Genomic DNA, 21,405 nt, shown 5'->3' with positions numbered 1-21,405 from the left:
CGGCCCCTAGCGCGGACCTGGTCCGCCGGCGCCGCTGCCGCGCAGCGCACCGTGCAGGATGTCCATCTCCGGCCGGTAGACTTCGCTTTCGATGTCGAGAAAGCCGAGTACCGTGTGGAAAATGTTGTCGTGGCTGCGCGGCAGTGCGGCCTGGGCGCGCAATTTTTCGCTATCGATCCGGTTGACCGCGCTACCGAACCAGAGGATGCCGGGCACGTGAGTCTGGGCGGCCGGCGCGATGGCCTTGGGCATGCCGTGCAGGAAGATGCCGTTCTCGCCGAGCGATTCGCCGTGATCGCTGAAATAGAACAAGGCGGTTTCGAACTTGTCGTCGTTGTGCCGCAGGACCTCGATGACCTTGCCCAGGAAACGGTCGGTATAGGCGATCGCATTGTCGTAGGCGTTGATGATCTGCGCCTGGCTGCACTGCCCGAGATCCTTGTCGCGGCAAGCCGGCTTGAAACGCTCGAAGGATTCGGGATAGCGCTTGAAATAGGCCGGTCCGTGATTGCCCATCTGGTGCAGCACGATGACCACGTCGCCGGTGGGATGGCGATCGACGATTTCCTGGATCTTGCCGACCATGCCTTCGTCACGGCATTCCGTATCGCAGACCGGATTGACGTCCGGCGAGCGGAAATCCTGATAGTCGACGCGACTGGCCACGCCCAGGGAACTGGAATTATTGTCCAGCCAACTGACATGCACGCCGGCGTGAACGAGTACATCGAGCAGGTTTTCCTCCTTCTTGGCGCCTTTCGGCGTGTAGCGGGCAGCGCCGGCGCTGGAGAACATGCAGGGAACCGAATAGGCGGTGGAGGTGCCGCAGGATTCGACCTGGCTCAGGCTGATCACGTTCGCCCGGCGCAGTTCCGGCGTCGTGTCGCGGGCATACCCGTTGAGGCCGAAATGGTCGGCACGGGCGGTCTCGCCGACGACGATCACCAACAAGTCGCGGGCGGTGTCTTCCGGGGCGACCAGCGCATCCTCGCCGATCTTTTTCGGCGGCTGACGGTCGTCGCCACCCTGCGCCTCGGTCGCGAACTTGACTGCGGCGTAGACCGGATACAGCGGATTGGCATGAATGCGGATCGCCTTGTCGTTGCGGGCAAAGGAAGCCAGGAAACCGCTGTTGGCGAACACGAAAGGCAAACCGAGCAGCAACAGGGTTGCCAGCAGGCGGGCGCGGCCGGCCAGTTCCGCCCGCCAGCCGCGACGCGGCAGTTGCCAGCGCCAGACGAAAACCGCCGGCAACACGCCGGTCACCAGACATTGCGCGACGAAGCGCCAGTTCATCAGGTCGGCGGATTCGGCCAGATTGGTATTCGCCGCATTGCGCATCATCTCGACGTTGAGCACGACGCCGTAGCTGTCCATGAAGGCAGCGCAAACGGCCGAAATCAGCAGGAGCACCACCAGCACCGGCCGCGTCGCCCGCCCCCAGGCCAGTAAGCCGAGGAAGATGCCGAGCAGGCAGAAGAGCAGCACGGCGACGGTCAGCCAGTCGAACAGATGCGGCCACTGCAGCGGATAACTTTGGGCGAACAGCGAGAAGAAGGCGAGATTTCCGGTCGCGCAAATCCACAGCGCGCTCAACGCAAGCAGCAGACCGCTGCGGCCCTGGCCGGCGAACCAGCGTCGGAAAAAATCGGGGAACGAAGGCATCTGACCTCGGTTGATCGCTTGGCGTGTTTGGTGAGCGGGCATTCTAGCCGGCTTGCGACTGCGACGGATCGCCAGGAAGCTTGCTTCGTGTTGACCGCCGTCGCCGGCTCGTCCAAGCTGCCGGTCTGTTGCCCGGTTTCGCATACGCATGGACATCCTGATCGAGATCATCCTGAAAGCCGGCCGCTCGGCGGTCGAACTGTCGTTGTTCGTCCTGTTGCCCGTCATGGTGGTCATGCTGTCGCTGATGCGGCTGCTGGAAGCGCGCGGCGCGCTGGACCGCGTGGTGGTCTGGCTGGCGCCGCTGCTGAAGCCTTTCGGGCTGACCGGGCTGGGCGTGTTCGCTGCGTTGCAGATCAACTTCGTCAGTTTTGCGGCACCGCTGGCGACGCTGACCATGATGGAGCAGCGCGGCGCTTCCGACCGCCACCTGGCGGCGACGATGGCCATGGTCTTTGCCATGTCGCAGGCCAACGCCGCCTTCCCGATGCTGACCATGGGACTGGATTTCGGTACGACGCTGCTTTTTTCGCTGCTCGGCGGGTTGACCGCAGCAGCGGCCACTTACTACTTGTTCGGACGCAGGCTGTCGACGGCCGAGGCGACACTGGACGAAACCCTGCAGCACCCGGTCGCCGAGAGCGCCAAGGGCGTCCTCGACGTGATCAACCGGGCCGGCGCCGAGGCGTTCAAGATCGCCGTCGGCGCGATCCCGATGCTGGTGCTGTCGCTGGTCGCGGTGACGGCGCTCAAGCAGTTCGGCGCCATCGATCTGCTGTCCGGCGTACTGACGCCGGTATTGCGGCTGGCCAACATCGATCCGCTGCTGATCCTGCCGTCGCTGACCAAGTACCTGGCCGGCGGTACGGCGATGATGGGCGTGGTCGACGAAATGCGGCGCGCCGGCCAGATGAGCGCGGAACTGCTCAACGCCAGCGCCGGCTTCCTGATCTCGCCGTTCGACCTGCCCGGCGTCGCCGTGCTGATTTCGGCCGGCAAGCGCGTCGCCGCAGTGTGGAAACCGGCGGCTTTCGGCGCCTGCGTCGGCATTGCGCTGCGCACGGTCGGCCACGTGCTGGTCGCCTGAACATGCGGCGCCGTCATTTCCTGCTGGCGGCCGGCAGCTTCGCGCTGAGCGCGGGCGCGCTACGGGCCGCGTCCTTTTCTGCGGTCGACCGCCTGGCCGGGCTGGAAAAGAAGGCCGGCGGACGGCTCGGCGTGTTCGCGCAGGATACCGGCCGGCCGGCCCACATCGCCTGGCGGGCCGACGAACGCTTCGCGCTGTGCAGCACCTTCAAGCTGCTGCTGTGCGGCGCCATCCTGCAACGCGCCGCCGGCGACGACGGCCTGCCGGCCCGACGGATCGGCTACGCGGCGCAGGATCTGGTCGCCTGGTCGCCGATCACCGAAAAATCCGTGGACCAGGGGCTGAGCGTCGCCGAACTGTGCGCCGCGGCACTGCAGTACAGCGACAACACCGCGGCCAACCTGCTGCTGCGCGAACTGGGCGGGCCGGCCGCCCTGAACGCCTTCGCGCAAGGGATCGGCAATCTCTCCTTTCGCCTGGATCGCTGGGAAACCGACCTGAACAGCGCCATTCCCGGCGACCCGCGCGACACCGCCACGCCGGCCGACATGGCGCACAGCCTGAACGCGCTGTGCCTGGGCGACGCGCTGCCAGCCGCCCAGCGCCGACAACTCAACGACTGGCTGCTCGGCAACACCACCGGCGGCAAACGCATCCGCGCCGCGCTGCCGGAGGGCTGGCAGGCCGGCGACAAGACCGGCTCCGGCGATTACGGCAGCGCCAACGATATCGCCGTGCTCTGGCCGCCGCACGGCGCGCCGCTGGTCCTCGCCATCTACTACACGCAGGAACGGGAAAAGGCGCCCTGGCGCGACGAGGTGATCGCCGACGCCACGCGCATCGTGCTCGACGCACTGCGCTGAAACGGCCGGCCCGCGAGCCGGGCACGGACCTTGCGATTGAAGGGCTGTCTTCGACCACCGCAAACCCAGTCCGGATCATGGAAATCAACAGTCTGGCCGCCTCCGCGGCACTTTCCCTGTTTTCGTCGATTAGTCGCGGCAGCGCGGCTTCGGTCCGCAGTACGGCAAGTTCGGCCGCCACCGCGGAAAATTCTGCCGTCGCCACCATTTCGCAGGCTGCCCGCGACAAACTTGCCGCAGAGCCCCCTAAAGCAAGCAGCAGCGCCGAATACGACACTTTCCAGGGCAGCCAGCCGATCGATATCGACGCCTATTTCACGCCGGACCCCTCGCGTTCGCTGGAAGACACGCCGCTGCTGGCACCGACCCAGCGCAACATCGACGCGCTGAGCCGGCACGTTTCCGCCGCGATGCCCGACTTCCTGGCCAGACACGGCATTCCGGAGGCACCGGCGAGCATCCGCTACGATGCCTACGGTCAACCGCAGTTTCCGGCCGATTATGCCTACGCCAAGGAGTTCCGCGCCGCGCTCGACGACGAACCGGTGCTGGCACGACAGATGTCGACCGTCGCCGCGCTGACGTCGCACAAGGTCGAAATGGAAAAGAGCCTGCCGTTCATTACCGAATACCAGGCCGCTCAGAGCCAGGCCGAGATCGCTGCGGTACTCGCCAAGTACCGCTACCTGTTCGACGGCACGAACCCGTCGTCGCAGATCGCGCTGAATTTTGACGCCCAAGGCCGGTTGACCGTCAGTGCCGACGGCAAGCCCGTGGCAGCGGCCTGACGATGGCGTTCCCGAAAATCGCCATCCGCCCGATGCGCGTGGCCGACCTCGACGATGTACTCGACGTCCAGCGCAACTGCTACGTACCGGCCATGAACGAGCCGGGCGAAGTGATCCTCGAACGGCTGACGCAGGCGCCGGGATTTTGCTGGGTGGCGGCGGTCGACCGCAGGATTTGCGCCTATCTGGCGACCTATCCGTCGCAGCTCGGCAAGATCACGCCGCTGGGCGGCAGCTTCGAAATCGCCGAAGCACCGGACTGCCTGTACATCCATGACCTGGCCGTCGCACCGCAAGCCGGCGGACAGGGCGTCGGCGCGGCGTTGGTCCGGCATGCCCTGAGCGGCGTACCGGATTACCCGGCCGCGCTGGTCTGCGTGCAGGATGCGCTGAATTTCTGGCAGCGAGCCGGTTTTGTCGAACACGCCGTCGACGACGCGGTGCAACGCACCCATCTGCAGGCATATCCCGGCACGCCGCGCTACATGGTGCGCGCGGCCGAGGCAAGCGGACTGTCGGCGGCCAGCAAAGCCCGGCCGACCTGCCGGACAACGCCCGCCCAGTCGCCTGGCCGCGCCTGACGGAACAGGCGCAACGACGGATACCACACGCTGTCGCTACGCTCGCGCTGCCAGCGCCATTCGCTGGCATGACGCAGCAACAGCCAGCAGGGTTTGCCGAGCGCACCGCAAAGATGGGCGATGACGCTGTCGACGGTGATCACCAGCGCCAGCCGGTCGATCAGGGCAGCGGTATCGGCCAGACTGCCAAACGCCGGGAATCGACGCAGCGGCGACCGTTCGAACGCGGCCGCATCGACCGCTGGCACGCCTTGTTGCAGCGACACCCAGTCGAATGGCAGATCAAGCAGCAGACGCAGTTCGGCAAACGGCAGATCGCGCGTCGGATTCGCCCGCCAGCCCTGACGGCCGGCCCAGGCAAGACCGATCCGCGGCCGATCGGCCAGCCCCAGTTCTGCCAGCCAACGGGTACTGCGCTGTGCATCGGCATGGAGATAAGCGCCGACCGCCGGAGGCTCGGCCAGATTCAGCGCCTGCGGCAAGCTGAGCAAGGAACACTGAAAATCGTGCTCGGGCAGCGGATCGATATCGGCCACCCGTACGCAGTCGACGGCCAACGTCGCCGCCAGATCGAGCAAGGCAAGCGGCAAACGCAGTACGACCCGACCGACCCAGGGACGCAGAAAAGCAACATAACGCAGGAACTGGATCGCATCGCCCAATCCCTGTTCTGCCCAGACCAGCAGCGTCGCCTCGGGCCTCGGCCCCAGATTCGCCGACCACCGGGGCCGTTCCCCGCGCCAGGCGAACGGCGCCAGCTGGGCCGTCTGCCAACGAGACTCATAAGCAGCCCAGCCCGCCGCGAAGTCCCCGGTCGACAGGTCGCAATGCGCCATTTCCAGCGCCGCTTCCGCGAATGCCGGAGAAGCTTCCAGCACCTGCCGATAAGCGATCCGCGCCTCGTCGAAACGAGCCGTTTGTTGCAACACGTTGCCGAGATTGAAACGGTAGTCTGGCCGGTCCCGCACCTCAAGCGCCTCACGGTAAGAGACGATTGCCGCTTCCGGCCGCCCGAGATCGATCTGGCAGTTGCCCTGAAGATTCAACGCGGCATCGTGCCAGGGATTGACGGCGAGCAGACGCCGGCAATCGGCCAGCGCCGCGCCGGCCTGCCCTGCGCGCCAACGCAGATGAGCCCGGCGCAACCGACATTCATCGTCGGCGGGTTGTCGGCGCAGGGTGTCGTCCTGGCGACGCAGAGCGCGGTCCAGGATTTCGCCGTACAGTGCCGCAATGTCATCGTTGCCGGGAAGACGGCACAGGAAACCTTCGAGATCACTCAGCGCGGTCTCATAGTCGCCCAGCGCATCGCTGACGCTGGCGCGCTCGACACGGGCCGGCAGGAAATCCGGATCGGCGTCGAGCAAGGCATCGAGCAGCCCGCGTGCTGCGGAAAGATCGCCCGCCAGGCGCACTTCGGTTGCCTGCAGCAAGCGCAGCAAACTGGCTTCCGGGGAGTTCATGGCGCATCAGGAAAGGAATCGCAGATGCCGCCGATTCTTGTCGGGCGATGCGTTAAATGCGGTTAGCCACCGGTTAAAGGGGGTAAATCGCCGGGCTTACTCGCCGATGACGTCCGTCCCTGCCGGCGGCGTGAAGCGGAACAGACCGGCGGCCAGCGCCGGATTGCGTTCGCCGCGCGAGAAGCGGATGTGCGTGGTCTGGCCGAAGTTGTCGAACAGCTCCATCGCTTTCAGCTCGTTGCCCAAGAGGCCGATGCGCACTTTCTCGAAGCCGCTGTCGCCGCGCTTGGGCGTCGCCTCGACCCAGCTCAGGCCTTCCGCATCGCCGGTTTCGCGCAGCGTGAAATTCTTTTCCAGTTCGTTGCTGCCGGCGAGCAGCGCGGCCGGCGAGCCGCCGATCGCCTGACCGGCCTTGCGCACGGTGACCTGTTGCAGTTCCGGATCGTGAATCCAGATCTTCTCGCCGTCGCCGACCACCAGTTGCGGATAAGGCTTGAGGATTTCCCAGCGCAGCTTGCCCGGCCGGGCAATGGCGACGGTGCCGGAGGATTGCTGCGGCTTGCGCCCGTTGCGCGCAACCACCGCCTGATCGAAGTCGGCGCGGTAGGTGCGGGTGTTGTCGAGGAAGCTGCGCAACTGGTCGATGCTGCCCGCCAGGGCAAACGGTGAAGCGAGCAGCGCGGCTGCGGTCGACAGGGTCAGGAACAGTTTTTTCATGCGGGGCAGCTTAGCGCGGCCGGCGACGCACCGCTGTTGCAGGGTGTAACCGATCATTCGGCGGGCTTCTTCATCAGCACCTCGCGGCCGCCGCGAGCGTCCATCGTCGACACCAGGCCGGCCTGTTCCATCGCTTCGATCAAGCGCGCCGAGCGGTTGTAGCCGATGCGCAGGTGACGCTGGACCAGCGAGATCGAGGCGCGCTGGTTTTTCAGCACGATGTCGACCGCCTGATCGTAGAGCGGATCGCTCTCGGCATCGCCGGCGCCGCCCTCGCCCGCTTCACCGCCTTCGTCGTCGCCGCCGGCACCGCTCAGGATGTCCTCGACGTACTCCGGCGCACCGGTCGTCTTCAGATGCTCGACAACGCGGTGCACCTCGTCGTCCGACACGAAGGCACCGTGCACCCGGGTCGGGTAGCCGGTCCCCGGGGCCAGATAAAGCATGTCGCCCTGGCCGAGCAGCGCCTCGGCGCCCATCTGGTCGAGGATGGTCCGCGAATCGATCTTGCTGGATACCTGGAAGGCGATACGGGTCGGGATGTTGGCCTTGATCAGGCCGGTGATCACGTCGACCGACGGCCGCTGCGTCGCCAGTACCAGGTGGATGCCGGCCGCGCGTGCTTTCTGGGCCAGACGGGCGATCTGTTCCTCGACCTTCTTGCCGACCACCATCATCAGGTCGGCCAGTTCGTCGATGATGACGACGATGTACGGCATGTTCTTCAGCGGCTCGGGCGCTTCCGGCGTCAGGCTGAGCGGATTCGGGATCGATTCGCCCTTCTTCTCGGCATCCTTGATCTTGCCGTTGAGGCCGGCGATGTTGCGCACCCCCATCGCCGACATCAGCTTGTAGCGCTTTTCCATTTCGGCGACGCACCAGTGCAGCGCGTTGGCCGCCTGCTTCATGTCGGTGACGACCGGCGCCAGCAGGTGCGGAATGCCTTCGTAGATCGACAGTTCGAGCATCTTCGGGTCGACCATGATCAGGCGCACCTGATCCGGCTCGGACTTGTAGAGCATCGACAGGATCATCGCGTTGACCCCGACCGACTTGCCCGAACCGGTCGTCCCGGCCACCAGCATGTGCGGTGTCTTCGCCAGGTCGGCAACCACCGGCTGGCCGCCGATGTCCTTGCCGAGGCTGACCGTCAGCGGGCTGCTCATGTCGTTGTACGGCTTGCTGGAAATGATCTCGGACAGCTTGACCATCTGGCGTTTCGGGTTCGGCAGTTCGAGCGCCATGCACGACTTGCCGGGCACCGTCTCGACGACGCGGATCGACACCATGGCCAGTGCCCGCGCCAGATCGCGCGCCAGGTTGACGATCTGCGAGCCCTTGACGCCGACCGCCGGCTCGATTTCGTAGCGGGTGATCACCGGCCCCGGCATCGCCGCCAGCACCTTGACCTGGACGCCGAAGTCGGCGAGCTTGCGTTCGATCAGGCGCGAGGTGTATTCGAGGGTTTCCGGGCTCACCGTTTCGGTGGCCGGCGGCGCCGGATCGAGCAGGTGCAGCGGCGGCAGCGTGCCGCCGACCACCGCCTCGGGGAACAGCAATGCCTGTTTTTCGCGCTCGACACGCGCTTCGGCCTTCTTCGAGACCGGCACTTCAACCGGCGCCGGCGGCTCGATGAAGACCGGTTCGTGCAGTTCGACGCGCCGTTTCTCCTCCTCGACGACGACCTCGCGCTGCTGGGCGATTTCCTTGCCGATCCGGCGGTCGCGCCAGGCATCGATACGACCGTAGACGAAACCGAACAGGGCTTCGAGGATCAGGCCGAGTTTTTCGAAGGCCCACAACCAGGACATGCCGGAAAAGGCGCTCCAGGCCGCGGCGATGGTTCCCAGCAGCAGCAGCGTGGCGACCGTGTAGCCGAGCGCCTCGGCCAGCACGCGACCGGTTTCGAGACCGATCATGCCGCCGGGCGCCAACGGCAACTGGGCGTCCATGCTGTAGAAACGCAGCGCTTCGAGGGCGCTGCTGGCGACCAGCAGCACGACGAATCCGGGCAGCGCGAGGTAAGGCGACGGCAGCGGATGGTCGTTGCCGCTATGCAGTTTGCGGAAGCCCCACCAGACGACCATGCCGAGCAGGATCACCCACCACCAGGCCGACAGGCCGAACAGGTAGAGCATCAGATCGGCCACCCAGGCGCCGGCCTTGCCGGCCGGATTGTGCAGACCGCTGCCGTTGACCGCATGCGACCAGCCCGGGTCCTCGCGGCGGAACCCCCACAGCGCCATGATCAGGAAGACCGCCAGCGCACCGACGCCGAGCCAGCGGGATTCCTGGAGCAGGCTGCCGATTTTCTCGGGCATCGGACTGGGATCGTTTCGTTTGGCCATCGGCTTTCCCCTCATTCGATCCCCGAAGGCGCGGGAATCGACATAAATCTTTTGCTTCATACAGTTAGCGAAGGATTATAAACCTGTTTGGCAATTCGGTTACGTGCGCAGACAAAACAGCGCTGTATCAGCAGGCTATAATTTTCCGACTCAATCCGAAGGCAGAAGAAGACATGACGACCCGTCACACCCCGCTGATCATTCTCGGTTCCGGCCCGGCCGGACATACGGCCGCCATTTACGCAGCACGAGCCAATCTCAAGCCGGTGCTGATCACAGGCCTCGCAGCAGGAGGTCAGTTGATGACCACCACCGAAGTCGACAACTGGCCGGCTGATGTCAACGGCGTCCAGGGGCCGGAGCTGATGCAGCGTTTCGAAGCGCACGCACGCCGCTTCGACACCGAAATCATCTTCGACCACATCCACACGACCAAGCTGACCGAGAAGCCGTTCACGCTGATCGGCGACGCCGGCACCTACACCTGCGACGCGCTGATCATCGCCACCGGCGCTTCCGCCATGTACCTCGGCCTGGAATCCGAGCAGGCCTTCCAGGGCAAGGGCGTGTCCGCCTGCGCCACCTGCGACGGTTTCTTCTACCGCAACAAGCCGGTCGCCGTCGTCGGCGGCGGCAACACCGCCGTCGAGGAAGCGCTCTACCTGGCCAACATCGCCAGCCACGTCACGCTGATCCACCGCCGCGACAAGTTCAAGGCCGAGAAGATCATGCAGGACAAGCTGTTCCAGAAGGAAAAGGAAGGCAAGGTCACGATCCTGTGGAACAGCACGCTCGACGAAGTGCTCGGCGACGATTCCGGCGTCACCGGCCTGCGCGTCAAGAGCACCCGGGATGGCAGCACGCAGAACATCGACGTGCATGGCGTGTTCATCGCCATCGGCCACAAGCCGAACACCGACATTTTCGAAGGCCAGCTGGAGATGGACCACGGCTACCTGGTCACCCAGGCCGGGCGCAACGGCAACGCCACGCAGACCAGCATCCCCGGCGTGTTCGCCGCCGGCGACGTGCAGGACCAGATCTACAAGCAGGCCTGCACCTCGGCGGCCAGCGGCTGCATGGCGGCACTCGACGCCGAGCGCTACCTCGACAACCTTGGCCACTAAGCCGGGAAAATCCAGCCTCAAGGACGGCCTGCGGGCCGTCTGGCGGTCGGGACAGGTGGCCACGCCGGCCATTCGCCCGGCCGCCCCGGCAGCAATCGCGGCGACACCCGCCCTGCCGGAGGATGACGGCAAGGCGGCCTTCCGCCGCGCCGTTGCCGACGCCCGGCCGCTGCCTGCGGTCAACCGCGTCGAACTGAGCAAAAAGCCGTCGCGCCGCATTGCGCCGCCGCGCCCGCAAGACCCGCCGGCGCAATCCCGGACGCGCCACGACGATGACGATCTACCAGCGTTCTGGCACAACGATCAAGCGCCGCGCCGACTGCCAGACGATCCCGAACAGGCCGCCTTCCTGCGCGCGATGAGCGGCGTCGAACCGTTGCCCGAGCGCAACCTGGCGAGCCTCGACAAACCGCCGCCGGCGCCGCGGCCGAAACAGTCGCAGGCGGACCGCGCCGCGGTACTGCACGAAAGCCTGCACGCACCGATCGCGTTGCAGGACCGGCTCGAAGGCGGCGACGAACCGGCCTACCTGCGTCACGGTCTGGCCAACACGGTGTTGCGCGACCTGCGGCGCGGTCGCTGGGTGCAGCAGGGAGAAATCGACCTGCACGGACTTGATCGCGAACAGGCTCGCCAGTCGGTCGCCGGCTTCCTGCAGCACAGCCTGCAGCAGGGCTGGCGCTGCGTGCGCATCGTGCACGGCAAGGGCCATGGCTCGCCGCAGAAACTGTCGATCCTGCGCCAACTGGTCCGCGGCTGGCTGGCCCAGCGCGAGGAAGTGCTGGCCTATTGCCAGGCCAAACCGCAGGACGGTGGCGAAGGCGCGTTGCTGGTGCTGCTCCGCTCGCCGAAAAAACCCGGGGCAGCCTGAGCCGCCCCGTCGGAAATCGCGTGAATCCTGCGGTCGACCGCAGGATTCGGCAAAAAATCAGACCGCCGATTCGTTGGTTTCGCCAGTGCGGATGCGCACCACCTGTTCGACCGGCATGACGAAGATCTTGCCGTCGCCGATCTTGCCGGTGCGCGCCGCCTTGACGATGGCATCGATCGCCGGTTCGACGTTGTCGCCGGTAACGACGATCTCGATCTTGATCTTGGGCAGGAAATCGACGACGTATTCGGCGCCGCGATACAGTTCGGTATGCCCCTTCTGGCGGCCGAAGCCCTTGACCTCGGTCACCGTCAGGCCGGTGATGCCGACTTCCGACAGCGCTTCACGCACTTCGTCGAGCTTGAACGGCTTGATGATCGCTTCGATTTTCTTCATGGCAGTGCCCTCTCTCTAGGTGTCTCAGTATTCGTCGGGGTAACGGTTGGTGATCGGATAGCGCCAGTCCTTGCCGAAACCGCGCGGCGTGATGCGGATGCCGACCGGCGCCTGACGGCGCTTGTACTCGGCGATGCGCAGCAGCCGCACGACCCGGTGGACAGCGTCTTCCGGCAACCCGGCGGCGACGATCTCGCGCGGGCTGCGGTCTTCTTCCATGTAGGCGCGGACGATGGCGTCCAGCACCTCGTAATCGGGCAGCGAATCCTGGTCCTTCTGGTCCGGCTTCAGCTCGGCCGACGGCGGCCGGACGATGATGTTCTCCGGAATCACCGGCTCGCCGGCACACAGCGAATTGCGATAGCGCGCCAGGCGATAGACCAGCGTCTTGTAGACGTCCTTGATCACCGCAAAGCCGCCGGCCATGTCGCCGTACAGCGTACAGTAGCCGACCGCCATTTCGGATTTGTTGCCGGTCGTCAGCACCAGCTTGCCAGTCTTGTTGGACAAGGCCATCAGGAGGTTGCCACGGATCCGCGCCTGGATGTTCTCTTCGGTGGTGTTGCCGGGCAGGCCGGCGAACAACGGCGCCAGCATGCCTTCGTAAGTGGCCATCGCCGGGGCGATGGCGATTTCGTCGTAGGCGCAGCCGAGCTGGCGGATCATCTCGCGCGAATCGTCGAGACTCATCTGCGCGGTGTAGGGCGAAGGCATCATCACCGCCCGGACTTTTTCGGCCCCCAGCGCGTCGACCGCAACACACAGCGTCAGCGCCGAATCGATACCGCCCGACAGGCCGATGACGACGCCCGGAAAACGGTTCTTGCCGATGTAGTCGCGCACGCCGAGAACCAGCGCCGAATAGGCTTCGGCTTCCAGCGACAGCGGTTCGACCCGGTCGGACGAGATCAGCCGCGGCCCGTCGACGTCGACGATGCCGACGGCCTCGTCGAACTGCGGCAGGCGCATCGCCACCTGGCGCCGGGCGTCGAGGGCAAAGGAGCCGCCGTCGAAGACCAGTTCGTCCTGGCCGCCGACCAGATTGCAGTAGATCGCCGGGATGCCGGTGGCCGCGATGCGGTCGCCGAGTACCTGCAGACGCTCGTTCTGCTTTTCCAGATGGCAGGGCGAGGCGTTGAGCGCCAGCACGATTTCCGCACCGGCCGCACAGGCGGCCTCGAAGGCGCCGGTTTCCCAGATGTCGGCGCAGATGTTGATGCCGCAACGCACGCCGTCGATATCGACGACGCAGGCCGAATGGCCCGGTTCGAAATAGCGCTTTTCATCGAACACATCGTAGTTGGGCAGGCGATTCTTGCGGTAAACCGCGATGACACGCCCTTTTTCGATGACCGAGGCGGCGTTGTGGCAGGCGCCGTCGGCTTCTTCCGGATGACCGACGATCAGCGCCAGGCCCGGCGCGACGGCGGCAGCGCGCGCCGCCAGGTCGACCAGCGCCTGCCGGCAGGCGCGGTAGAAATCCGGGCGCAGCAGCAGGTCTTCCGGCGGATAGCCGCTCAACGCCAGTTCCGGCGTCAGCAGCACCCGTGCGCCGCGGGCTTGCGCCTCGGCAGCACGGGCCAGGATGCGTTCGACGTTGCCCGTCAGGTCACCGACGACGGCATTGAACTGGGCAACGGCAATACGCAGCATGGATTACTTGGCAGCCTGGTAACGGGCAACGCCTTCGTTGATTTCCTTCTTGGCGGAGTCGATGCCTTCCCAGCCCAGCACCTTGACCCACTTGCCCGGCTCGAGGTCCTTGTAGTGCTCGAAGAAATGCGCGATCTGCTTGCGCAGCAGCTCGGGGACGTCTTCGAAGGTCTTGATGTCCTTGTACAGCGGGGTCAGCTTGTCGACCGGCACGGCCAGCAGCTTGGCGTCCTGGCCGCCTTCGTCTTCCATGGCCAGCATGCCCAGCGGACGGCAGCGGATGACGACGCCCGGCGGCAGCGCGAACGGGGTGATGACCAGCACGTCGACCGGATCGCCGTCACCGGCGATGGTGTGATTGATGTAGCCGTAGTTGCACGGATAGTGCATCGCCGTACCCATGAAACGATCGACGAAAACGGCGCCGGAATCCTTGTCGACTTCGTACTTGATCGGGTCGGAATTGGCGCTGATTTCGATGATGACGTTGAAGTCGTCGGGCAGCGATTTGCCGGAAGGCACGTTGTTCAGGGACATGTCTGCGCTCTCTGCGTTTGGTTTGGAAAACGGTAATTATAGCGCCAGTACGGCGGCGTCATTCGTGCCAGGCGGCGAGAAACTCGCGCCAGTGCACGGCATCGATTTTCGCCAGTTGCCCCTGGATGAAGGCCTGCTCGGCACGCTCCTCGTCGGCGCTCAATTCACCGCGCATGCGCCGGAAACGGTTGTAGACCAGGTAGGTATTGACCACGTCGGTTTCGCAGTAATCGCGGATGTCGGCGGCCTGCCCGGCTTGCCAGGCATCCCACACCTTGCTGCCGTCCATGCCGAGCTTGCCGGGAAAGCCGAACAGCTTGGCCAGCTCGTCGAGCGGCGCGTTGGCGCGGCCGTTGTACATCGCCAGCAGGTCCATCAGGTCGAGGTGACGGGTGTGGTAGCGGCTGATGTAGTTGTTCCACTTGAAGTCGCGCGAGTCGGCGTAGTCGCCATCGCCCATGTCCCAGTAGCGCGGCGCCGACACGCCGTGCAGCATGCCGCGGTAGTGCAGCACCGGCAGGTCGAAGCCGCCGCCGTTCCACGAGACGATCTGCGGCGTGAATTTCTCGATGCCGTCGAAGAAGCGCTGGATGATCGCGCCTTCGTCGAGCTCCGGTTCGGCCAGCGACCAGACGCGAAACCCCTCGATGGTACGCAATACGCAGGAGATGGCGACGATGCGCTGCAGGTGCAGCGGCAGGAAGTCGCTGCCGTTCCTGGCGCGGCGCTGCTGGAAGGCCAGTTCGGCGACCTCGGCGTCGGACAGTTCGGCCGGCAGGTCGTTGAGGCGACGCAGGCCGGCGACATCCGGAATGGTTTCGATATCGAAGACGAGTACGGGCTTCATGGAAAAACGGGAATCCGTGAGGTTTTTTGCCGAAAACTGCGGTCGACCGCAGGCGCGGGAGAAAAATCCCCCGCGGGAGCACGATGTTACGCCGGAAAGACGCCGGTCGACAGATAGCGGTCGCCGCGGTCGCAGACGATCGAGACGATGGTCGCGTTCTCGACCTGGGCGGCGATGCGCAAGGCCACGGCGAGCGCGCCGCCGGACGAGATGCCGGCGAAGATGCCTTCCTCGACGGCGAGCCGCCGGGTCATCGCCTCGGCGTCGGCCTGGCTGACGTATTCGATGCGGTCGACATTGGTCGGCGAATAAATCTTCGGCAGGTAGGCTTCCGGCCATTTGCGGATGCCGGGAATCTGGCTGCCGTCATCCGGCTGGCAGCCGACGATGGTGATCGCCGGATTCATTTCCTTGAGGTAGCGGCTAGTGCCCATGATCGTGCCGGTGGTGCCCATGCTCGACACGAAATGGGTGATGCGGCCGCCGGTGTCGCGCCAGATTTCCGGGCCGGTGCCTTCGTAGTGGGCAACCGGGTTGTCCGGGTTGGCGAACTGGTCGAGGATGATGCCCTTGCCCTCGTCGCGCATCCGTTCGGCGACGTCGCGGCACAATTCCATGCCGCCGTCCTTGGGCGTCAGCACCAGTTCGGCGCCGTAGGCGCGCATGCTCTGGCGGCGCTCGACGCTCTGGTTCTCGGGCATCACCAGGATCATCCGGTAGCCCTTGATCGCCGCCGCCATGGCCAGCGCGATGCCGGTGTTGCCGGAGGTCGCCTCGATCAGCGTGTCACCCGGCTTGATGTCGCCGCGCGCCTCGGCGCGCTGGATCATCGACAGCGCCGGCCGATCCTTGACCGAACCGGCCGGATTGTTGCCTTCGAGCTTGGCCAGGATGACATTGCCGCGCGCCTCGTTGATGGCACCGGGAATGCGCTGCAGGCGAACCAGCGGCGTGTTTCCGACAAAATCCTGCAGGGTTTTATACATGGGCATGCAGCCAGTCGATATATTGGGAAACGCCCTCCTCGACCGTCGCCATCGGCGCAACATAGCCGGCGTCGCGCAGTTTGCTCAGATCGGCCTGCGTGAACGCCTGGTACTTGCCCTTCAACGCCTCGGGGAAGGCGACGTATTCGAGCAAGCCCTGTGCCCGGAGTTCAGCCAGCGCCAGCGGCGCCTCGGATTTTGCCTTGCGGCAGCCGTTGACCGCAGCCACGGCGACGTCGTTGAAGCTCTGCGCGCGACCCGAGCCGAGGTTGAAGATGCCGGACTTTTCCGGGTGATCCAGAAAGAACAGATTGACCTTGGCGACATCGCCGACGAAGACGAAATCGCGCATCTGGCCGCCATTCTCGTAGCCGTGTGAGCCTTCGAACAGCTTGACCTTGCCGTCGGCGCGGAACTGGTTGAAGTTGTGGAAGGCGACCGAGGCCATCCGCCCCTTGTGATTCTCGCGCGGACCGTAGACGTTGAAGTAGCGGAAACCGACGATCTGCGACGACGGCTGCTGCGCCAGACGCTGGCGGACGACCTGATCGAACAGGAACTTGGAGTAGCCGTAGACGTTGAGCGGCCCCTCGTACTGGCGCTCTTCCTTGAACACGCTGGACGCGCCGTAGGTCGCTGCCGACGAGGCGTAGAGGAACTGCACGTCCTGGTCGAGACACCAGTCGAGCAGGATGCTGGAGTAACGGAAGTTGTTCTCCATCATGTAGCGGCCGTCGGTTTCCATGGTGTCGGAGCAGGCACCCTCGTGGAAGATGGCGTCGACCTCGCCGTCGAAATGGCCGGCCTGGATGCGCTCGATGAAGTCCTGCTTGTCGATGTAGTCGGCGATTTCGCAATCGAGCAGGTTCTTGAACTTTTCCGCCTTGCTCAGGTTGTCGACCGCGATGATCTTGGTCACGCCGCGTTCGTTGAGCGCCTTGACGATATTGGAACCGATGAAGCCGGCAGCACCGGTGACGATGGTGTACATGTTCTCTCCTTTACAGGGCGCCGGCGATTTCGTCGCGGGTGACGACGGCAGTGCCGAGTTTGCCGACGACGATGCCGGCGGCGATGTTGGCGATACGGATGGCCTCGGCCCAGTCGGCGCCGGCGGCAAGCATCACGGCGAGCGTGGCGATGACGGTATCGCCGGCACCGGAGACGTCGAAGACCTCGCGCGCCTGCGCCGCCTGGTGGAAGGTCTGGCCGTCGGCGAAGAGCGTCATGCCCTCCTCGCTGCGGGTGACCAGCAGGGCCTCGAGGCCGAGTTCGCCGCGCAGCTTGTCGGCCTTGGCGAACAGTTCGGCATCCGACGACCAGCGACCGACGACGTCGCGCAATTCCGAGCGGTTCGGCGTGATCACCGTCGCCCCGGCGTACTTGCCCCACTCGTCGCCCTTGGGATCGACCAGCACCGGCTTGGCGGCAGCGCGGGCGAGACGGATCATCTCGGCGATGTGGGTGAGACCGCCCTTGCCGTAGTCGGACAGGATGACGATGTCGCAATCGGCCAGCCGGCGCTCGAATTCGGCCAGCTTGGCCTGCAGCACCTCGTGCGACGGCGCCGTCTCGAAATCGATGCGCAGCAGTTGCTGCTGGCGACCGATGACGCGCAGCTTGACCGTCGTGGCGATGTCACGGTCGACCTGCAGATCGGCCGAAATTCCGCCCTCGGCCAGCAGGCGACCGAGCGAGCTTCCGGCCTCATCGTCGCCGACGACCGACAACAGGGTCGTCCGCGCGCCGAGCGAGGCAGCATTGCGGGCGACGTTGGCGGCGCCGCCGAGGCGTTCTTCCATGCGCTCGACCTTGACCACCGGCACCGGCGCTTCCGGCGAAATCCGGCTGACCTCGCCGAACCAGTAACGGTCGAGCATGACGTCGCCGACGACAAGCAGGCGAACCTGCGACAATTTTTCCAGCATGACAAACCCTAGATGGATTGATCGAATTCTTCGCTACGCCGCGGCGGCGTGCTTTCCCAACCGCCGCAGGCCGGACAGCGCCAGTAGAACTGGCGGGCCTTGAATCCGCAATTATTGCACTGATAGCGGGCCAGGCGACGGGTGTAGCCCTGCACGATGGTTCTGGCCAGCTCGAGGTCGGGACGCATTTCCGGCGAAGCCATCGGCAAACGGGCGCTGATCAGCCGGTCGAGGCCGAGCATCGTCGGATTGCGCTGCAGTTCGGCACGCACCAGGTGATAGGCGACTTCGTTGCCATCCCGTTCCAGAATCAACTGGTAGACCACCTCGAGCAGGTCGAGCGAAGGATAGCGCTCGAGATACGCACTGAGCAGGGCCGCCCCCTCGTCCGTCCGGCCCAGCTTGCGATAAGCCTGCAGCAGGCGCTGCGCGACCAGCGCCAGATAGCCCGGATCCTGCTGTTCGATACGCTGCCAGGCTTCGATCGCGGCCGCCGGATCGCCTTCCTGCAGCAGCAAATCGCCCAGTAGCAGATTGGCCCGCACGCACTTGCGGTTTTCCTGCAATGCCGCTTCCAGATGACGCCGGGCCGTATCGCCGCGCGAGCGCATGATCTCGCCGGCCGCCAGTTCGCAGTGATACTCGGCCACATCGCGGCCGGAAGCGGCGTCCGGCAGTTCGCGGGCAATGTCGATGGCCTTCTGCCATTCCTTGCCCATTTGATAGATCTCCAGCAGATTGCGCTTGGCTTCCTCGCGCCATTCTGCGGTCGACAGCAATTTTTCGAAGATTTCCTCGGCGCGGTCGAGCAGACCGGCCTTCAGGAAATCCTGACCGAGTTCGAAGAGTGCCTGCAGGCGCACTTTCTCCTCGATGTCCGGCATGTCGACCAGGTTCTGGTGCATGCGGATCGCCCGCTCGGTCTCGCCGCGCCGGCGAAACAGATTGCCCAGCGCAAAATGCAGTTCGGCGGTCTGCGAATCGACGCGGGCGACTTCGAGAAAGGAGTCGATGGCCTTATCGGGCTGTTCGTTGAGCAGGAAATTGAGCCCCTGGAAATAGGAGCGCGGCAAAGCCCGCGATTCATGGACAACCTGACGGATGTCGACCCGTGCGGCCATCCAGCCCAGCCCGAAAAAGGCCGGGATCAGCAGCAACTGCCAGTATTCGAAAAATTCATTCATAAGACGGGAGGTTGCACGACCTCGGACGGCACGACGACCGGCGCATTCTGCGCGCGCTTGAGACGGGCGACTTCGCGACGCAGGCGAAAGATCACGCCAAGCAGCGACAAGGCACCAAGCACGGCACCTGCGGCGAAAAAGGCCAGCAGCAGGATGACCAGCGGCGCATCCCAGAGATAGCCGAACAGGAAATGCAGGGTGACGGTTTCGGTGTTGCCGATGGCGAAGACCACCAGAAAGGCAAAAATGATCAGCCGTATGGCCCAGGTCAGAGCAGTCATGACGATACCAATGAAAAGGGGCAGTGAATTATCACTGCCCCGAATCTACCACACGGCACAAGTCCGCGGTCCAAGCCCGGCGTCAGATCGACTGATCGACCCGTTCGCGCAACTCCTTGCCGGCCTTGAAGTGGGGAACCCACTTCGCCGGCACACTGACCTTGTCCCCGGATTTCGGGTTACGGCCGGTGCGCGGTGGCCTGTAGTTGAGCGCGAAGCTGCCGAATCCGCGGATCTCGATGCGGTCCCCGCGCACCAGCGCTTCGGACATCGCATCGAGAATCATCTTGACTGCGAAATCGGCGTCCTTCGCCACCAACTGCGGAAAACGCTCCGCCAGCCGGGCGATGAGCTCGGATTTGGTCATGTTGCCTGCCTATCAGCCTTGCTGGTTCAGCTTGGCCTTGAGCAGCGCACCCAGGTTGGTCGTACCGGCGGAAGCGGACGAATCGGCAGAGAACTTCTGCATCGCTTCGTGCTGTTCGGCCTGGTCCTTCGCCTTGATCGACAGGTTGATGCCACGGGTCTTGCGATCGACGTTGATGATCATCGCTTCGACTTCGTCGCCCACCTTCAGGTGCTGGCTCAGGTCCTCGATACGGTCGCGGGCGAACTCGGAGGCACGCAGATAGCCTTCGTTGTCGCCTTCCAGCGCCACGACGGCACCACGGGCGTCAACCGTCTTCACGACACCGCGCACGATGCTGTTCTTTTCGTGCGTGGCGATGAAGTTGGCGTACGGATCACCGTCGAGCTGCTTGATGCCCAGGGAGATACGCTCCTTCTCGACGTCGATGCCGAGCACGACTGCCTCGACTTCGTCGCCCTTCTTGAAGTTGCGGATCGCTTCTTCGCCGGTTGCGGACCAGGACAGGTCGGACAGGTGAACCAGGCCGTCGATGCCGCCAGGCAGGCCGATGAAGATGCCGAAGTCGGTGATCGACTTGATCGCACCGCGAACCTTGTCGCCCTTCTTCTGGTTCATCGCGAACTCGTCCCACGGATTCGCCTGGCACTGCTTCATGCCCAGCGAGATACGGCGACGCTCTTCGTCGATCTCGAGGATCATGACTTCGACTTCGTCGCCCAGCTGGACGACCTTGGACGGATGAACGTTCTTGTTGGTCCAGTCCATTTCGGAGACGTGCACCAGACCTTCGATGCCTTGTTCGATCTCGACGAATGCGCCGTAGTCGGTCAGGTTGGTGACCTTGCCGAACAGGCGGGTGCCGGCCGGGTAGCGGCGGCCGATGCCGACCCACGGATCGTCGCCCAGCTGCTTCATGCCCAGGGAGACGCGGTTCTTCTCGGCGTCGAACTTGAGGATCTTGGCGGTAACTTCGTCGCCCACGGCCAGCACTTCGGACGGGTGACGGACACGGCGCCAGGCCAGGTCGGTGATGTGCAGCAGGCCATCGATGCCGCCCAGGTCGACGAATGCGCCGTAGTCGGTGATGTTCTTGACGATACCCTTGACGGTGGTGCCTTCCTTGAGGTTCTCGAGCAGCTTTTCGCGATCCTTGTCAGCGGTGGCTTCGAGCACGGCACGGCGGGACATCACAACGTTGTTGCGCTTGCGGTCCAGCTTGATGACCTTGAATTCGAGGGTCTTGCCTTCGTACGGCGTGGTGTCCTTGACCGGACGCATGTCGACCAGCGAACCCGGCAGGAACGCACGGACGCCGTTGGACATGACGGTGAGGCCGCCCTTGACCTTGCCGGTGATGGTGCCGGTGACCAGGGAGTTGTCGTTCAGGGCCTGTTCCAGGAAGTTCCAGGCGGCGATGCGCTTGGCGCGGTCGCGGCTCAAGCGGGTGGCACCGTAGCCGTCTTCCAGCATTTCGATGGCAACTTGAACGAAGTCGCCTTCCTTGACTTCGATCTCGCCCTGATCGTTCAGGAATTCTTCGAGCGGAACATAGGATTCCGATTTCAGGCCGGCATTGACCACGACGAAATTGTGATCGATGGCCACCACTTCAGCGGTGATGACTTCGCCTTGACGCATTTCCTGGCGAGCCAGGGATTCTTCAAAAAGTTGAGCAAAAGATTCCATTACGGACTGACTTTCATGCCGCAAACC

21 protein-coding genes are annotated in these 21,405 nt (G+C 64.6%); 6 read left to right on the top strand and 15 right to left on the bottom strand.

Features of this window, described 5'->3' with window-relative positions:
- Nucleotides 1-6 precede the first annotated feature (6 nt).
- Nucleotides 7-1,665: a phosphoethanolamine transferase gene (locus L0962_RS10075; protein ID WP_234086306.1), complete on the bottom strand. Its 1,659-nt coding sequence runs from the start codon at nt 1,663-1,665 to the stop codon at nt 7-9.
- Nucleotides 1,666-1,813: 148 nt separating this feature from the next.
- Between L0962_RS10075 and L0962_RS10070 the strand changes: the two genes are divergently transcribed.
- The 4 genes from L0962_RS10070 to L0962_RS10055 all read left to right on the top strand — a co-directional run bounded on the left by L0962_RS10070 (nt 1,814) and on the right by L0962_RS10055 (nt 4,984).
- Complete coding sequence (locus L0962_RS10070) at nt 1,814-2,752, top strand: nucleoside recognition domain-containing protein (RefSeq protein ID WP_234086305.1); 939 nt, start codon at nt 1,814-1,816, stop codon at nt 2,750-2,752.
- On the top strand, nt 2,749-3,615 hold the full coding sequence (gene bla, locus L0962_RS10065; RefSeq protein WP_367398031.1) for a class A beta-lactamase: 867 nt from the start codon (nt 2,749-2,751) through the stop codon (nt 3,613-3,615). Before L0962_RS10070 ends, bla begins: the two co-directional genes overlap by 4 nt.
- Before the next feature lie 77 nt (nt 3,616-3,692).
- The gene (locus L0962_RS10060) at nt 3,693-4,403 is read left to right on the top strand and encodes a hypothetical protein (protein WP_234086303.1); all 711 of its coding nucleotides are present in this window, start codon (nt 3,693-3,695) and stop codon (nt 4,401-4,403) included.
- A 2-nt stretch (nt 4,404-4,405) separates the two neighbouring features.
- Nucleotides 4,406-4,984 carry a GNAT family N-acetyltransferase gene (locus tag L0962_RS10055; protein WP_234086302.1) on the top strand — a complete coding sequence of 193 codons (579 nt, stop codon included), beginning with the start codon at nt 4,406-4,408 and terminating at the stop codon, nt 4,982-4,984.
- Here the strand turns inward: L0962_RS10055 and L0962_RS10050 are convergent.
- From L0962_RS10050 to L0962_RS10040, 3 genes are all read right to left on the bottom strand, one after another.
- The gene (locus L0962_RS10050) at nt 4,885-6,447 is read right to left on the bottom strand and encodes a hypothetical protein (RefSeq protein WP_234086301.1); all 1,563 of its coding nucleotides are present in this window, start codon (nt 6,445-6,447) and stop codon (nt 4,885-4,887) included. The two genes, L0962_RS10055 and L0962_RS10050, sit on opposite strands and share 100 nt — an antisense overlap.
- Nucleotides 6,448-6,543: 96 nt before the next feature.
- Nucleotides 6,544-7,164, bottom strand: a complete 621-nt coding sequence (gene lolA, locus L0962_RS10045; RefSeq protein WP_234086300.1) for an outer membrane lipoprotein chaperone LolA — start codon at nt 7,162-7,164, stop codon at nt 6,544-6,546.
- Between the two features lie 53 nt (nt 7,165-7,217).
- Entirely contained in the window at nt 7,218-9,512 is a 2,295-nt protein-coding gene (locus L0962_RS10040; RefSeq protein WP_301332264.1) for a DNA translocase FtsK, read from the bottom strand.
- Nucleotides 9,513-9,685: 173 nt separating this feature from the next.
- Here L0962_RS10040 and trxB point away from each other — a divergent pair, with 173 nt between their 5' ends.
- Nucleotides 9,686-10,639, top strand: coding sequence for a thioredoxin-disulfide reductase (gene trxB, locus L0962_RS10030; RefSeq protein ID WP_234086299.1), 954 nt, complete (start codon nt 9,686-9,688; stop codon nt 10,637-10,639).
- Nucleotides 10,629-11,510, top strand: coding sequence for a Smr/MutS family protein (locus L0962_RS10025; protein WP_234086298.1), 882 nt, complete (start codon nt 10,629-10,631; stop codon nt 11,508-11,510). Before trxB ends, L0962_RS10025 begins: the two co-directional genes overlap by 11 nt.
- A 57-nt stretch (nt 11,511-11,567) precedes the next feature.
- Here L0962_RS10025 and L0962_RS10020 read toward each other — a convergent pair whose 3' ends face one another.
- The 11 genes from L0962_RS10020 to rpsA all read right to left on the bottom strand — a co-directional run bounded on the left by L0962_RS10020 (nt 11,568) and on the right by rpsA (nt 21,378).
- Nucleotides 11,568-11,906 carry a P-II family nitrogen regulator gene (locus tag L0962_RS10020; RefSeq protein ID WP_234086297.1) on the bottom strand — a complete coding sequence of 113 codons (339 nt, stop codon included), beginning with the start codon at nt 11,904-11,906 and terminating at the stop codon, nt 11,568-11,570.
- 24 nt (nt 11,907-11,930) lie between these two features.
- On the bottom strand, nt 11,931-13,559 hold the full coding sequence (locus tag L0962_RS10015) for an NAD+ synthase (RefSeq protein WP_234086296.1): 1,629 nt from the start codon (nt 13,557-13,559) through the stop codon (nt 11,931-11,933).
- A 3-nt stretch (nt 13,560-13,562) separates the two neighbouring features.
- Nucleotides 13,563-14,096 (bottom strand): inorganic diphosphatase, encoded by a 534-nt coding sequence (ppa, locus tag L0962_RS10010; RefSeq protein WP_234086295.1) that lies wholly within the window; start codon nt 14,094-14,096, stop codon nt 13,563-13,565.
- A gap of 58 nt (nt 14,097-14,154) precedes the next feature.
- Entirely contained in the window at nt 14,155-14,943 is a 789-nt protein-coding gene (locus L0962_RS10005; RefSeq protein ID WP_234086294.1) for a 3'-5' exonuclease, read from the bottom strand.
- 86 nt (nt 14,944-15,029) lie between these two features.
- On the bottom strand, nt 15,030-15,929 hold the full coding sequence (gene cysM / locus L0962_RS10000; protein WP_234086293.1) for a cysteine synthase CysM: 900 nt from the start codon (nt 15,927-15,929) through the stop codon (nt 15,030-15,032).
- Nucleotides 15,922-16,920, bottom strand: a complete 999-nt coding sequence (gene rfaD, locus L0962_RS09995; protein ID WP_234086292.1) for an ADP-glyceromanno-heptose 6-epimerase — start codon at nt 16,918-16,920, stop codon at nt 15,922-15,924. Before rfaD ends, cysM begins: the two co-directional genes overlap by 8 nt.
- A gap of 10 nt (nt 16,921-16,930) precedes the next feature.
- Nucleotides 16,931-17,857 (bottom strand): D-glycero-beta-D-manno-heptose-7-phosphate kinase, encoded by a 927-nt coding sequence (gene rfaE1 / locus L0962_RS09990; RefSeq protein WP_234086291.1) that lies wholly within the window; start codon nt 17,855-17,857, stop codon nt 16,931-16,933.
- An 8-nt stretch (nt 17,858-17,865) separates the two neighbouring features.
- Complete coding sequence (gene lapB, locus L0962_RS09985; RefSeq protein WP_234086290.1) at nt 17,866-19,041, bottom strand: lipopolysaccharide assembly protein LapB; 1,176 nt, start codon at nt 19,039-19,041, stop codon at nt 17,866-17,868.
- Nucleotides 19,038-19,322: a lipopolysaccharide assembly LapA domain-containing protein gene (locus L0962_RS09980; RefSeq protein WP_234086289.1), complete on the bottom strand. Its 285-nt coding sequence runs from the start codon at nt 19,320-19,322 to the stop codon at nt 19,038-19,040. Before L0962_RS09980 ends, lapB begins: the two co-directional genes overlap by 4 nt.
- A gap of 82 nt (nt 19,323-19,404) precedes the next feature.
- On the bottom strand, nt 19,405-19,689 hold the full coding sequence (locus L0962_RS09975; RefSeq protein ID WP_234086288.1) for an integration host factor subunit beta: 285 nt from the start codon (nt 19,687-19,689) through the stop codon (nt 19,405-19,407).
- Nucleotides 19,690-19,701: 12 nt separating this feature from the next.
- Complete coding sequence (gene rpsA / locus L0962_RS09970; protein WP_234086287.1) at nt 19,702-21,378, bottom strand: 30S ribosomal protein S1; 1,677 nt, start codon at nt 21,376-21,378, stop codon at nt 19,702-19,704.
- Nucleotides 21,379-21,405 lie beyond the last annotated feature (27 nt).

Origin of the sequence: Azonexus sp. R2A61 (genome assembly GCF_021401135.1) — a bacterium.
Lineage (GTDB): Bacteria > Pseudomonadota > Gammaproteobacteria > Burkholderiales > Rhodocyclaceae > Azonexus.
Note: the sequence above shows the minus strand (reverse complement) of the source record. Positions and strands in the feature narration are given on the sequence as shown.

Excerpts from the sequence above, each read along its gene's own strand:
- L0962_RS10075 (WP_234086306.1), bottom strand. The coding sequence starts at position 1,665 with ATGCCTTCGTTCCCCGATTTTTTCCGACGCTGGTTCGCCGGCCAGGGC.
- L0962_RS10070 (WP_234086305.1), top strand. The coding sequence starts at position 1,814 with ATGGACATCCTGATCGAGATCATCCTGAAAGCCGGCCGCTCGGCGGTC.
- L0962_RS10060 (WP_234086303.1), top strand. The coding sequence starts at position 3,693 with ATGGAAATCAACAGTCTGGCCGCCTCCGCGGCACTTTCCCTGTTTTCG.
- L0962_RS10055 (WP_234086302.1), top strand. The coding sequence starts at position 4,406 with ATGGCGTTCCCGAAAATCGCCATCCGCCCGATGCGCGTGGCCGACCTC.
- L0962_RS10050 (WP_234086301.1), bottom strand. The coding sequence starts at position 6,447 with ATGAACTCCCCGGAAGCCAGTTTGCTGCGCTTGCTGCAGGCAACCGAA.
- lolA (WP_234086300.1), bottom strand. The coding sequence starts at position 7,164 with ATGAAAAAACTGTTCCTGACCCTGTCGACCGCAGCCGCGCTGCTCGCT.
- L0962_RS10040 (WP_301332264.1), bottom strand. The coding sequence starts at position 9,512 with ATGGCCAAACGAAACGATCCCAGTCCGATGCCCGAGAAAATCGGCAGC.
- trxB (WP_234086299.1), top strand. The coding sequence starts at position 9,686 with ATGACGACCCGTCACACCCCGCTGATCATTCTCGGTTCCGGCCCGGCC.
- L0962_RS10020 (WP_234086297.1), bottom strand. The coding sequence starts at position 11,906 with ATGAAGAAAATCGAAGCGATCATCAAGCCGTTCAAGCTCGACGAAGTG.
- L0962_RS10015 (WP_234086296.1), bottom strand. The coding sequence starts at position 13,559 with ATGCTGCGTATTGCCGTTGCCCAGTTCAATGCCGTCGTCGGTGACCTG.
- ppa (WP_234086295.1), bottom strand. The coding sequence starts at position 14,096 with ATGTCCCTGAACAACGTGCCTTCCGGCAAATCGCTGCCCGACGACTTC.
- L0962_RS10005 (WP_234086294.1), bottom strand. The coding sequence starts at position 14,943 with ATGAAGCCCGTACTCGTCTTCGATATCGAAACCATTCCGGATGTCGCC.
- cysM (WP_234086293.1), bottom strand. The coding sequence starts at position 15,929 with ATGTATAAAACCCTGCAGGATTTTGTCGGAAACACGCCGCTGGTTCGC.
- rfaD (WP_234086292.1), bottom strand. The coding sequence starts at position 16,920 with ATGTACACCATCGTCACCGGTGCTGCCGGCTTCATCGGTTCCAATATC.
- rfaE1 (WP_234086291.1), bottom strand. The coding sequence starts at position 17,857 with ATGCTGGAAAAATTGTCGCAGGTTCGCCTGCTTGTCGTCGGCGACGTC.
- lapB (WP_234086290.1), bottom strand. The coding sequence starts at position 19,041 with ATGAATGAATTTTTCGAATACTGGCAGTTGCTGCTGATCCCGGCCTTT.
- L0962_RS09980 (WP_234086289.1), bottom strand. The coding sequence starts at position 19,322 with ATGACTGCTCTGACCTGGGCCATACGGCTGATCATTTTTGCCTTTCTG.
- L0962_RS09975 (WP_234086288.1), bottom strand. The coding sequence starts at position 19,689 with ATGACCAAATCCGAGCTCATCGCCCGGCTGGCGGAGCGTTTTCCGCAG.
- rpsA (WP_234086287.1), bottom strand. The coding sequence starts at position 21,378 with ATGGAATCTTTTGCTCAACTTTTTGAAGAATCCCTGGCTCGCCAGGAA.